Genomic DNA, 12,706 nt, shown 5'->3' with positions numbered 1-12,706 from the left:
CTCGGTGGCGCCGCCACCGGCCCGTCGCCCCACACGTAACCACAGTCCCCCCGGTCCCAGCCACCCCGGGGCGGGTTTGTCGGAACCGGGTCCGCCGAAATCCGCCCCTCACCGGCGCGGGTACGCCGGGCGGGTCGCGACGAGTTCGGCCACCGCCACCCGCACCTCGCGCAGCACGCCCTCGTCGTCCTCGCGCACCGCCCGGCCGATCAGCAGGGCGATCTCCTTCATGTCCGTCTCGGTCATGCCCTGCGTGGTCACCGCGGCCGTGCCGACCCGGATCCCGGACGCGATCATCGGCTTGGCCGGATCGAACGGGACGGCGTTCTTGTTCAGCGTGATGCCCGCCCGCTCGCAGCGGCGTTCCGCGTCACTGCCGCTGACCCCGATCGGCCGCAGATCCAACAGCGCGAGGTGGGTGTCGGTACCCCCGGAGACCGCCCGCAGACCTTCGGCCTGCAGGCCCTGCGTCAGGGCCTGCGCGTTGGCCACCACACGACGTGCGTACACCCGGTACGCGGGAGTCGCCGCCTCACCGAGCGCGACCGCCTTGGCGGCCACCGCGTGCATGTGCGGGCCGCCCTGGCTGAACGGGAACACCGCCCGGTCGATCCGGTCGGCGAATTCCTCCCGGCACAGGATCAACCCGCCGCGCGGACCGCGCAGCACCTTGTGCGTGGTGCACGTGACGATGTCCGCGAACGGGATCGGCGAGGGCACCGCGTCGCCCGCGACCAGGCCGATGAAGTGGGCCGCGTCCACCATCAGGTAGGCACCCACCTCGTCGGCGATCTGTCGAAATGCCGCGAAATCGACAAGTCGGGGATATGCGGTGGCGCCGCACACGATCAATCGCGGCCGGTGCGCCAGGGCCAGGTCCCGGACCTGGTCGTAGTCGATGCGTTCGTCGCTCTCCCGGACCCCGTAGGCGACCGCGTGGAACCAGCGGCCGGAGAAATTCACCCGGGAACCGTGGGTGAGGTGCCCGCCGTGCGGCAGCGACATGGCCAGGATCATGTCGCCCGGTGCCAGCACCGCCGCGTACGCCGCCAGGTTCGCGGCGGTACCCGAATGCGGCTGTACGTTGGCATGCCCGGCGCCGAACAGGGCGCGGGCCCGGTGTACGGCCAGTTCCTCGGCACGGTCCACCTCGGCGCAACCGCCGTAGTAGCGCCGCCCGGGGTAACCCTCGGCGTACTTGTTGGCGAGCGTGCTGCCGAGCGCGGCCAGCACCGCCGGGGAGGTGAAGTTCTCGCCGGCGATCAGTTGCAGGCCGCCGCGCTGCCGGGCCAACTCGCCCAGGAGCACCTCGGCGATCTCCGGATCCGCCTCGTGGAGGGCGCCGAAGTCCGGTCCCCAGAAGGGAGTCGACGTGGAGTCGGGAGTGCCCATGGGACTGCGCCTCCAGTGCCGCGCTCGGCAACGTTTGCCCCGTCGCGGTGTTCGGTGCGGTGCATCGGCGTGCCGCCGGAACGTTCGTGTACCGGACGTACTCGGAGTCGGCGGGGCGACGAAGTGCCGTACCGGGCGCCGTGGCGGGGTGAACGTCGCCGGGCGTGGCACCGGGCCGCAGGGACGCCTCCACCATATGCCGGGGGTCCGGACACGGACAGGCTCTTCCCGGGTCGATTCCGGCCCGTTGCCGACCGCGCGGCGCACCTGCTCGCGACCCGCAAGACGACCCGTCGGTCAGAGGCTGTGCGCGGGGTGTCCGGTGAGCGCGGTGAGCACCGGATCCAGGGCCGAGCCGATGTCGGAGGCACAGGCCCGGAAGACGCTCAGCGGCGCGCCGTACGGGTCGGCCACCTCGTCCCACTCCGGATCGGGCGCGGCCAACCGGCCGCGCAGCGCCGCGGCGGCGCGCACCAGCGAGCGACCGCGCTGGACCAGATCGCGTTCGGGGTAGGGCGCCCGCTCCAGCACCGCGACCAGCCGGGTGAACTCCTTGAGCGTGAACGTACGCAGCCCCGAGGCATGCCCCATGGACACCACGTGCGCGCGGTGGTCCAGCGTCGCGGTGAGCACCAGGTCCGCCTCGGCGACGTGCTCGTCGAGCAGCTCGCGGCCGTGGAAGTCGCCCGGATCGGCGCCGTATTCGAGCAGCACCTCGGCCGCGTGCGGCTCCATCGGCGCACCCTCGTGCCCCCAGGTCCCGGCGCTTTGCACGCTGAGCCGGACCGCGTCGTCGGCGGCCAGCCGGCGCTCCAGGCCGAGTCGGGCGAGCCGCTCGGCGATCGGCGAGCGACAGATGCTCCCCGTGCACACGAACAGGATCCGAAACGAGTCGGCCGCGGACCCGTACGGCCCGTAGGAGTGCCCCACGGGTGGTGGCGGGGTCAATTCACGCCCTCCAGGTCGGGAACGACCTCGCGCAACGTGTCCAGCGACAGGGCACCCTCACGCAGCAACCGGGGGCGGCCGGCGGTCAGATCGACGATCGAGGACGGCGCGGTCGAGGGGCACGTGCCGCCGTCCAGGTACACCGACACCGAGTCGCCGAGCTGGGCCTCGGCCTCGTCGACCGTGGTCGCCGCCGGATTGCCGGACCGGTTCGCGCTGCTGACCGCCATCGGTCCGGTCTCGATGAGCAACTCGATCGCGACGGGATGCAGCGGCATGCGCACCGTGACCGTGCCGCGCGTATCGCCCAGGTCCCACATCAGCGACGGCTGGTGGAACGCGACGATGGTGAGCGCACCCGGCCAGAACGCGTCGACCAGTTCCCAGCCCACCTCGGGAAAGCCGGTGACCAGCCCGTGCAGCGTGTTCGGCGAGCCGACGAGCACGGGCGAGGGCATGTTGCGGCCGCGGCCCTTGGCGTCCAACAACGCGTGCACCGCGTGCGGGGTGAACGCGTCCGCGCCGATGCCGTACAGGGTGTCCGTCGGCAGCACGACCAGGTCGCCGCGCTTGATCGCCCCGGTCGCCTCACGCAGCCCGAGCCCACGGTCCATCGCGTCGGAGCAGTCGTAGCGTCGGCTCATCGGGCACTTACCTCCTGAAGCGGTACGGGCGGTACGGGCGATACAGGCACTGCGGGCAGTACGGGCGGTGCGGACGACACAGGCGGTGCGGATGGTGCGGATGGTGCGGGTGCTGCGAGTGTGCGGGGCGCGCGGTTCACGCGCCTTCCTTGCGTGCGGTGGTGAAGCGCGGGCGATTGGTCAGGTCGCGGTGATCGGCCGCGTCCACCCAACCGGCTTCCTCGTTGAAGATCCACGGCACCGCGCCGCCCTGGGTGTCGGCGTGCTCGACCACCACCAGACCACCGGGGCGCAGCAGTCGGTAGGCGGTCTTGGACAGGATCCGGATGAAGTCGAGCCCGTCCGGCCCGGAGAACAGCGCCAGTTCGGGGTCGTGGTCGCGGGCCTCGGGCGCCATCTCGTCCCGCTCGTCCAGCGGGACGTAGGGCGGATTGCTGATCACCAGATCGACCGTGCCGTCCAGCTCCGGCAGCGCGGCGAGCGCGTCGCCCCGGTGCAGGACCACCCGTGAGCCGCTCGCGTTGCGCGCGGCGTAGCGGTACGCGTCCGGGTCCAGCTCGACCGCGTGCACGACCGAGCGCGGCACCTCCTGGGCGACGGCGAGCGCGATCGCGCCGGAGCCGGTGCACAGGTCGACCACCAGCGGTTCGGCCACGTCCATCGCGCGCAGCGCGTCTATCGCCCAGCCGACCACCACCTCGGTCTCCGGGCGAGGCACGAACACCCCCGGGCCCACCTGGAGTTCGAGGTATCGGAAGAACGCGCGCCCGGTGATGTGCTGCAACGGCTCACGGGCCTCCCGGCGCGCGATGGCCTCCCAGAACCGCGCGTCGAAGTCGCCGTCGGCGACGGTGTGCAGGGCGCCACGCTTGACGCCGTGCACGAACGCCGCGAGTTCCTCGGCATCGAAGCGCGGAGAGGGAACGCCCGCGTCGGCCAGTCGCAGGGTGGCCTGGGCCACCTCGGCGAGCAGCAGATTCATCTCGTCTCCGTTATTGGTGGGCGAGCCGGGCGGCCATGTCGGCGTCCACACACGCCTGGATGACCGGATCGAGATCGCCGTCGAGCACCTGGTCCAGGTTGTACGCCTTGTAGCCCACGCGGTGGTCGGAAATCCGGTTTTCCGCGAAGTTGTACGTCCGGATGCGCTCGGAGCGGTCCACCGTGCGGACCTGGCTGCGACGCACGTCGGAGGCCTCCTTGTCGGCCTCCTCCTGGGCCGCGGCGAGCATCCTGGCGCGCAGGATGCGCATCGCCGACTCCTTGTTCTGGAGCTGGCTCTTCTCGTTCTGGCAGGAGACCACGATTCCGGTCGGCAGGTGCGTGATGCGCACCGCGGAGTCGGTGGTGTTGACCGACTGGCCGCCGGGGCCGGACGAGCGGTACACGTCGATGCGCAGGTCATTGGCGTTGATCTCGACCTCGACGTCCTCCGCCTCGGGCAGCACCAGGACGCCGGCCGCGGAGGTGTGGATGCGGCCCTGCGACTCGGTGGCGGGCACCCGCTGGACACGGTGCACGCCGCCCTCGAACTTCAGCCGGGCGTAGACGCCCTCGCCGGGCGCGGGGTTGCCCTTGGTCTTGACCGCGACCTGGACGTCCTTGTAGCCGCCGAGATCGGACTCGTTGGATTCGAGGATCTCGGTCTTCCAGCCGGCCCGCTCGGCATAGCGCAGGTACATCCGCAGCAGGTCGCCGGCGAACAGGGCCGATTCCTCGCCGCCCTCGCCCGCCTTGACCTCCAGGATCACGTCCTTGTCGTCGGCCGGGTCGCGCGGCACGAGCAACCGGCGCAGCTTCTCCGCGCACTCCTCGCGGCGCTGCTCGGCCTCCTCCGCCTCGGCGGCGAAGTCCGGGTCCTCGGCGACCAGTTCGTGTGCGGCCCCGACGTCGTCGGCGGCACTGGACCACTGCCGGTAGGCGTCCACGATCGGCCCCAGTTCGGCGTAGCGCCGCCCGAGATTGCGCGCGCGCGTCTGGTCCGTGTGCACGGCCGGATCGGCGAGCTGTCGCTCCAGGTCGGCGTGCTCGGCGAGCAGGTCGTCCATCGCCTCGAACACTGGGGGGCTCCTCTGGGGTATGGCCGCGAACTCGGCGGGATCGGTAACGCGGTGGCGGGATCGGCGGGACGCCGGATGGGAGGACAAACGAACGGCGCCGGAGGGGCGGGACGGACCTTGGACAAGGCCCACCGCTCCTCCGGCGCCGCAGGGTCGCTACTTGTTGCCGGCCACCGGCTGCTTGCCGAAGCGCTTCTCGAAGCGCGCCACACGGCCACCCGTGTCGAGGATCTTCTGCTTGCCCGTGTAGAACGGGTGACACTGCGAACAGACCTCGACGCGGATCTGGCCGCTGGTCGCGGTGCTGTGCGTGGTGAACGTCGAGCCACAGCCACAAGTGACGGTGGTCTCCACGTACTCGGGGTGGATGTCGGGCTTCACAGGAGTCTCCTTGGGTTCGGGAGGGCGCCGGGTCGTACGCCCGAGTGGGCGTCACGTGAACCGGGGCCGACAGAGCAGTCTGCCAGGAGGGGGCGACCGGACCCAAATCAGGGTCTGTACCGCCCAACCACGACCGAGGTCGTGACATTCCCTCCCGGCCGACGCCGTGCCTTGTCGTTGCGTGTTGCGTTGTGTGTACGACCGACCCGAGGATCCGCTCCTCGGCATCGGCGTCGTCTTCCGGCCGTGCCGGTCCGGGGGCGACCCCCGGACCCCACGTCCGACCCCGACCAGTCGTTCGGCATCGGCGTCGTCTTCCGGCTGTGCTGATCCGGGGGCGACCCCCGGACCCCACGTCCGACCCCGACTAGTCGTTCGGCATCGGCGTCGTCTTCTGGATCTGCATCAGGAACTCGCCGTTGCTCTTGGTCTTCTTCATCTTGTCCAGAAGCAGCTCGATGGCCTGCTGCTGGTCGAGGGCGTGCAGCACCCGCCGCAGCTTCCAGACGACCGCCAGTTCGTCCGAGGCCATCAGGATCTCTTCCTTGCGGGTGCTGGACGCGTCCACGTCCACCGCCGGGAAGATCCGCTTGTCGGCGAGCTTGCGGTCGAGCTTGAGCTCCATGTTGCCGGTGCCCTTGAACTCCTCGAAGATCACCTCGTCCATCCGCGAGCCGGTCTCGACGAGCGCGGTGGCGAGGATGGTCAGCGAGCCGCCGTTCTCGATGTTGCGCGCCGCGCCGAAGAACTTCTTCGGCGGGTACAGCGCGGTCGAGTCGACACCACCGGACAGGATGCGGCCGGAGGCGGGCGCCGCGAGGTTGTACGCGCGGCCCAGGCGGGTGATCGAGTCGAGCAGCACGACCACGTCGTGGCCCAGCTCGACCAGGCGCTTGGCGCGCTCGATGGCCAGCTCGGCGACGATCGTGTGGTCCTCGGCGGGCCGGTCGAAGGTCGAGGAGATGACCTCGCCCTTGACCGAGCGCTGCATGTCGGTGACCTCTTCGGGGCGCTCGTCCACGAGCACGACCATCAGGTGGCACTCGGGGTTGTTCACGGTGATCGCGTTGGCGATCGCCTGGAGCACCATCGTCTTGCCCGCCTTGGGCGGCGCGACGATCAGGCCACGCTGGCCCTTGCCGATCGGCGACACGAGGTCGATGATCCGCGTGGTCAGCGCGCTGGAGTCGGTCTCCAGGCGGAGCCGGTCCTGCGGGTACAGCGGAGTCAGCTTGTTGAAGTCGGAGCGCTGCCGCGCCTGTTCCGGCTCCATGCCGTTGACCGTGTCCAGGCGCACGAGCGCGTTGAACTTCTCCCGACGCTCGCCGTCGCGCGGCTGACGCACCGCGCCGACGATGGCGTCACCCTTGCGCAGGCCGTTCTTGCGGACCTGGGCGAGCGAGACGTACACGTCGTTGGAGCCGGGCAGGTAGCCCGAGGTCCGCACGAAGGCGTAGTTGTCGAGGATGTCCAGGATGCCCGCAACGGGGACCAGGACGTCGTCGTCGGCCAGCACGGGCTCGTTGGTCTCGAAGCCCTCGCGGCCACCGCGGCGACGGTTGCGGTCGCGGTAACGGCCACGGCGCCGACGGCCGCCACCCTCGAAGTCGTCGTCCGGACCCATCGGGTCGTTGTCCTGCTGCTGCTGTTGTTGCTGCTGCTTGCCGCGCTCACCGCCGCGGTCGGCCCGCTCGGCGCGGTCGTTGCCGCGCTCGCCGCGGTCGCCGCGCTCGTTGTTGTTGCGGTCGCCGCGCTCGGCCCGCTCGCCGCGCTCCGGGCGCTCGGCGCGCTCGGTGCGCTCGCCGCCGCGCTCGTTGTTGCGCTCGCCGCGGTCGCGCCGGTTCTGGCCACGCTCGCGACGCTCGCGACGGCCTTCCCGCTCGCCGCCTTCGCGCTGCTCGCCCTGGTCGTCGCCGGTGCGCTCGGCGCGCTCGGCGCGCTCGCCGCGACGGCGCGTCGGGGCCTCGACGACCTCGGCCGCCGGCTCGCCCTGCTCGCGCCGGGTGCGGCCGTTGGTGGGCGCCTCGGCGGCTGCCTGCTCCGGAATCTCGATCTGCGGTGCCTCGACCGCGACCCGCGTCCGGGCGGCCCGGCGGGCCCGGGTGGGCGCCTCCGCGACCGGCGCCTCGGCGGGCGCCTCGGCGACCTCGGCGGGCGCCGCGCCGTTGTCCGCGGCGGCAGCGGCGGCCTTGGCCCTGGTCGCCCGGGCCGGCTTCGTGGCGGCGGCAGCGGGAGCGGCGTCCGATCCACCCTGCTTTGCCTGGATGGCCTCGATCAGCTGGCTCTTGCGCATGCGGCCGGTGCCGCTGATGCCCAGCCCGGTGGCGACCTGCTGCAGCTCCGCCAGCACCATGCCGTTGAGGCCGGTGCCCGTCGAGCGGCGGCGCCGCGTGGCGGGAGCGGGGGCGTCCGCGGTGGCAACCGCGTCACCCGAGGCGGACGCGGCCTGCGGCGTTGCGTCCATGAGTTCGGTGGTGTCGCTCACGAAGGGTCCTTCCCTGGAGCGGGCGTCGGCCTTGAGGGGGCTCGGCGACCGGTTGTGCTGTCCGTCCCGCTTCCAGTGCGGTCCGGTGCGGTGGTCCGCCGGATGGCGGGAATCGTCGAAAATGTGCCCAGTACTGCGAGGATCGGGCTCATGTATGCCTGTGGGGGCTCGTATTCCTGTAGGGGCTCGATTTCCTGTGAAGGAACAGCCCTCGGGTCCCCGGGATGAGCTCGACGCGGCGCGGTGGTTCCGCCGGTCTGTATCGGGGAGCCACGTTCGTCACGAAGGACAGGCAGGAGGGGAGACTCCCAAAGGATCGTGGCCACAGAGCACCGAACGCGCCCAACCCTATGCGGGCGGGGGATCTGGTGCGGTGATGACGCTAACACTACCGGACCCAAGAGACATTCCCCCACCCCATCGCTCCCCCGGCGCAGCCCTTTTTTTCCTGCGGTAGTGCAGTGGAGTGAACCAATCCACCACCGTCGCCGACCACTCGCCCGGCCGCACCGGGTCCGCGGTCGGGCCGGCTCCCGCCTACCGGGCGTACTGCCAACGAACGGCGAGTACGCAGGTCACGCCAGTGGCATGACGCTTGCTCCGGCCCCGTCCACGTGCAATTGCCGAACCACCCAATCGGGCCCGGCGCTGCCGATCGCCTCGTCCACGCGGTCGTGCGTGACCAGGGCGAGCACGGTCGGCCCCGCGCCGGAGACGACCGCGGCCATCCCCTGTGCGCGCAGCTTGTCGATCAATTCGGCGCTCGCGGGCATCGCGGGCGCACGGTAGGTCTGGTGCAGCCGGTCCTCGGTCGCGGCGAACAGCAGGTCCGGACGCGAGGTCAACGCGGTGACCAGCAGGCCGGCGCGCCCCGCGTTCGCCGAGGCGTCGCGATGCGTCACCTTGGCCGGCAGCAGGCCGCGGGCGACCTCGGTGGACAGCGGAACGGAGGGTACGAACACGACGGGAGATATACCCCGGTCGGGGGTCGATCGCACCGCCCGAGGGCCGTCCTCGTCGGTCCAGGCGATCGTGAAGCCGCCGAGCAGACACGCGGCGACGTTGTCCGGGTGGCCTTCGAGCTCGGTCGCCAGGGCCAGGGTGGCGTCGTCGTCGAGACGGTCCGCGCCGCCTATCGTCAGCGCCCGGGCCGCGATCACGCCGGCACAGATGGCCGCGGCGGACGAGCCCAGTCCGCGCCCGTGCGGGATGCGATTGGCGCACACGACGTCCAGGCCGGGCGGTCGGCCGCCCATCGCCTCGAACGCGGCGTAGGCCGCGCGCACGACCAGGTGGTTCTCGTCCCGGGACAGGTCGTCGGCGCCCTCACCTGCGATGTCGATCGACAAGCCCTCGTCCGCGACCCGGACGGCGACGTCGTCGTACAGTCCGAGCGCGAGTCCGAACGCGTCGAACCCGGGACCCAGGTTGGCGCTCGTGGCCGGGATGCGAACCCGGACGGGGGCGGCACGGAATGCGGGGCCGGCCATACGCGTGGACACTCCTCCTCGTGGAGTTCCGGGCACCTTCACGGGACGGTCCGAACCGGTGGCGCGTTCGGGAAATCGCGGGTGCTGCGGAACGGCAGGAACAGACGCGAGACTCGGGCGGCATGTGCCGCGGAACGAGTGCAAGGTCGCGTCCGGTGATCAGCCTACCGAAGGTGCGTTCCCTCGCGGGACACCGTAACCACCGCGTCGTGGGATTGGTACCGGAAATGGGATCGAAAGGGGGCGGAAGCCGTTGTCGACGGGGATCGTCGGCCGCCCCGGTCGGTTCCGGGCGCTTTCCACCCCGGTTGCGGGGTCTGCTTTCCCGGGTCGGGTCTGCTTTGCCCGGGCGGGGTCGCTTTCCCCTTCCCCGGCGGGATGTGGCTTTCCGGGGCGGGGCGGCTCCCCTGGGGGCGACTTTCCCTGGTCGGGACGGCTTTCCCCGGCATAGGAAGCTTTCCCCCGATGGCGGCCGACATTCCGGAGTGGGCTCGGCTTTCCCGGCCGGAGTGGCGATTTTCCCGGCGGGGCCGGCCGGCTTGCGCCCCGGGTGCCGCGACGCGGGGTTTCTTCCGGGTCGCGGCGCGGGTCGGCGGCGCGGGTCGCCCTCGGCGGGTGCCGGGAGCGGTGGTCCGAGCCGCCGACGCGTGCTGCGGGTGGTGTGCCGCGGGTCAGCCGAGGCCCAGCTGGGCGGCGGCGGCGGACGCGTCGATCGGGACGACGACCGGCTTGGGCGCGCCGGCCACCGCCCAGTCGGGGTCCTTGAGGCCGTTGCCGGTGACCGTGCAGACGATCCGCTGGCCGGGATCGACGCGACCCTGTTCGGCCGCCTGGAGCAATCCGGCCACACTCGCGGCGGACGCCGGCTCCACGAAGACGCCCTCCTGCGCGGCCAGCAGCCGATACGCCGAGAGGATCTGACGGTCGGTCACCGATTCGATGTGACCCCCCGATTCGTCCCGCGCGGCGATCGCGAAGTCCCACGAGGCGGGGTTGCCGATCCGGATCGCGGTGGCGATCGTCTGCGGCGAGAGCACCGGCGCGCCGTTGACCAGCGGCGCCGAACCGGCCGCCTGATAGCCCCACATGCGCGGCCGGCGGCCGGCCAGGCCATCGGCGGCGTACTCGTTGTAGCCCTTCCAGTACGCGGTGATGTTGCCCGCGTTGCCCACCGGAAGCACGTGGATGTCGGGCGCGTCGCCGAGCATGTCGACGATCTCGAAGGCGGCGGTCTTCTGGCCCTCGATGCGGACCGGGTTGACCGAGTTCACCAGCGCGACCGGATACTTTTCGGCCAGATCGCGGGCGAGCGTGAGGCAGTCGTCGAAGTTGCCGTCGACCTGGAGGATGCGCGCGCCGTGCACGAGCGCCTGGCCCATCTTGCCCAGCGCGATCTTGCCCTGCGGGACCAGTACGGCGCAGACCATCCCGGCGCGCACCGCATACGCGGCGGCGGAGGCCGAGGTGTTGCCGGTGGATGCGCAGATGACCGCCTGCGCGCCCTCCTCCTTGGCCTTGGAGATCGCCATCGTCATGCCGCGGTCCTTGAAGGACCCGGTCGGATTGGCGCCCTCGACCTTCAGGTGAACCTCACATCCCGTGCGCTCGGAGAGCACCTGGGCGGGGACCAACGGCGTACCACCCTCACGCAGGGTGACCACGGGTGTGTTCGCCGAGACCGGCAGACGGTCGCGGTATTCCTCGATGACCCCGCGCCACTGAGTGGTGCGGACGCCTTCCTTGAGCGCGCTCACGGTCCCTCTACTCCCCTTCGACCCGCATGATGCCGGCGATGTCACGGACGATGTCCATACCGCGCAGATCGGCGACGGTCGCCGCGAGCGCGGCGTCGGTGGCGGTATGGGTGACGATCACGAGTGTGGCATCCCCGTCCCGGCCCTGCTGACGGACCGTGTCGATGGACACGTCGTGCTGGGCGAACACCGCGGCCACCTGGGACAGCACGCCGGCCCGGTCGGCCACGTCCAGGCTGAGGTGGTAGCGGGTGCGGGCGATGCCCACCGGCTGCGGGGTCAGCTGGGCGTAGGCCGATTCACCGGGCCCGGTGGCGCCGGAGAGCTTGTTGCGGCAGACCGCGACCAGGTCGCCGAGCACCGCGCTCGCGGTCGGCGCGCCACCCGCTCCGGGGCCGTAGAACATCAGCTGCCCGGCCGCCTCGGATTCGACGAAGACCGCGTTGTACGCCTCGCGTACCGACGCCAGCGGGTGCGTACGCGGGATCATCGCCGGGTGCACGCGGGCACTGACGCTCTGCCCGTCGGCACCGCGCTCGCAGATCGCCAGCAGCTTGACCACGCAGTCCATCGCCTTGGCACTGGCCACGTCGGCGGCGCTGACCTCGGTGATGCCCTCGCGGTACACGTCGGCGGCGGTCACCCGGGTGTGGAACGCCAGACCGGCCAGGATCGCGGCCTTGGCGGCGGCGTCGAAGCCCTCGATGTCGGCGGTGGGGTCGGCCTCGGCATAGCCCAGCGCGGTCGCCTCGTCGAGCGCCTCGGCAAAGCCGGCACCGGTCGAGTCCATCCGGTCCAGGATGAAGTTGGTGGTGCCGTTGACGATGCCCAGGACCCGCTCCACCTTGTCCCCGGCGAGCGACTCGCGCAGCGGACGCAGCAGCGGGATCGCGCCGGCGACGGCGGCCTCGTAGTAGAGGTCCACGCCGTGTTTCGCGGCGGCGGCATGCAGCGTGGAGCCGTCCTCGGCCAGCAGCGCCTTGTTGGCGGAGACCACCGAGGCGCCGTGCTCCATCGCGGACAACATCAGGCCGCGGGCGGGCTCGATGCCGCCGATCACCTCGATCACCACGTCGATGTCGTCGCGTTTGACCAGTTCCACCGCGTCGGTGGTGATCAGCGCGGGGTCGATGCCCGCGCGCTCGCGCCCGGCGCGGCGTACGGCCACTCCGGCGAGCTCGATCGGGGCCCCGATTCGGGCGGCGAGGTCGGTCGCGTGCGTCGTCATGATGCGGGCCACTTCGGAGCCGACCACACCACAACCGAGCAGCGCCACCTTCAGCGGCTGCGTACGCATCATCCGACCTCACTTCTCGAAGACAAAGGTTGTCCGAGTCTGCCGTCCGGGGGATTTCCGGAGACAGGCAGTGCCGACAAGTGTCGCTCGGATCATTGGCCGAACCGGGGCCGGTCCAGGATCCGAGACGACAATTCTTGCGGCCTCACATGCGGGCAACGGGATTTTCTCCCGAGCCCGGGGGCCGCCACGCGGCGACCCCCGATCGTTCCATTGTTCTTGTTTCGTTGTTCTCGTTTTTCTGCGGTCGTCCGG

At 71.2% G+C, this 12,706-nt stretch carries 10 protein-coding genes; all 10 read right to left on the bottom strand.

Annotation, left to right across the window (positions count from 1 at the left end; genetic code table 11):
* Window positions 1-108: 108 nt before the first annotated feature.
* The 10 genes from glyA to ACFZBU_RS00405 all read right to left on the bottom strand — a co-directional run bounded on the left by glyA (window position 109) and on the right by ACFZBU_RS00405 (window position 12,451).
* The gene (glyA, locus tag ACFZBU_RS00450; RefSeq protein WP_391581227.1) at window positions 109-1,392 is read right to left on the bottom strand and encodes a serine hydroxymethyltransferase; all 1,284 of its coding nucleotides are present in this window, start codon (window positions 1,390-1,392) and stop codon (window positions 109-111) included.
* A gap of 297 nt (window positions 1,393-1,689) precedes the next feature.
* Complete coding sequence (locus ACFZBU_RS00445) at window positions 1,690-2,340, bottom strand: low molecular weight phosphatase family protein (protein WP_379988075.1); 651 nt, start codon at window positions 2,338-2,340, stop codon at window positions 1,690-1,692.
* Window positions 2,337-2,984: an L-threonylcarbamoyladenylate synthase gene (locus tag ACFZBU_RS00440; protein ID WP_391581226.1), complete on the bottom strand. Its 648-nt coding sequence runs from the start codon at window positions 2,982-2,984 to the stop codon at window positions 2,337-2,339. The genes ACFZBU_RS00445 and ACFZBU_RS00440 overlap by 4 nt, the downstream gene beginning before the upstream one ends.
* A gap of 136 nt (window positions 2,985-3,120) precedes the next feature.
* Window positions 3,121-3,966, bottom strand: coding sequence for a peptide chain release factor N(5)-glutamine methyltransferase (prmC, locus tag ACFZBU_RS00435; protein ID WP_391581225.1), 846 nt, complete (start codon window positions 3,964-3,966; stop codon window positions 3,121-3,123).
* A 10-nt stretch (window positions 3,967-3,976) separates the two neighbouring features.
* Complete coding sequence (gene prfA / locus ACFZBU_RS00430) at window positions 3,977-5,032, bottom strand: peptide chain release factor 1 (protein ID WP_391581773.1); 1,056 nt, start codon at window positions 5,030-5,032, stop codon at window positions 3,977-3,979.
* A gap of 168 nt (window positions 5,033-5,200) precedes the next feature.
* On the bottom strand, window positions 5,201-5,425 hold the full coding sequence (gene rpmE / locus ACFZBU_RS00425) for a 50S ribosomal protein L31 (protein WP_355543038.1): 225 nt from the start codon (window positions 5,423-5,425) through the stop codon (window positions 5,201-5,203).
* A gap of 367 nt (window positions 5,426-5,792) precedes the next feature.
* Window positions 5,793-7,910 (bottom strand): transcription termination factor Rho, encoded by a 2,118-nt coding sequence (gene rho, locus ACFZBU_RS00420; protein ID WP_391581224.1) that lies wholly within the window; start codon window positions 7,908-7,910, stop codon window positions 5,793-5,795.
* A gap of 575 nt (window positions 7,911-8,485) precedes the next feature.
* Complete coding sequence (gene thrB / locus ACFZBU_RS00415) at window positions 8,486-9,400, bottom strand: homoserine kinase (RefSeq protein ID WP_391581223.1); 915 nt, start codon at window positions 9,398-9,400, stop codon at window positions 8,486-8,488.
* Window positions 9,401-10,071: 671 nt separating this feature from the next.
* The gene (thrC, locus tag ACFZBU_RS00410) at window positions 10,072-11,154 is read right to left on the bottom strand and encodes a threonine synthase (protein ID WP_391581222.1); all 1,083 of its coding nucleotides are present in this window, start codon (window positions 11,152-11,154) and stop codon (window positions 10,072-10,074) included.
* Window positions 11,155-11,161: 7 nt separating this feature from the next.
* Complete coding sequence (locus tag ACFZBU_RS00405; RefSeq protein WP_391581772.1) at window positions 11,162-12,451, bottom strand: homoserine dehydrogenase; 1,290 nt, start codon at window positions 12,449-12,451, stop codon at window positions 11,162-11,164.
* Window positions 12,452-12,706 lie beyond the last annotated feature (255 nt).

This window comes from Embleya sp. NPDC008237 (assembly GCF_042956465.1).
Lineage (GTDB): Bacteria > Actinomycetota > Actinomycetes > Streptomycetales > Streptomycetaceae > Embleya.
This window is presented reverse-complemented; position numbering and strand designations above follow the sequence as displayed.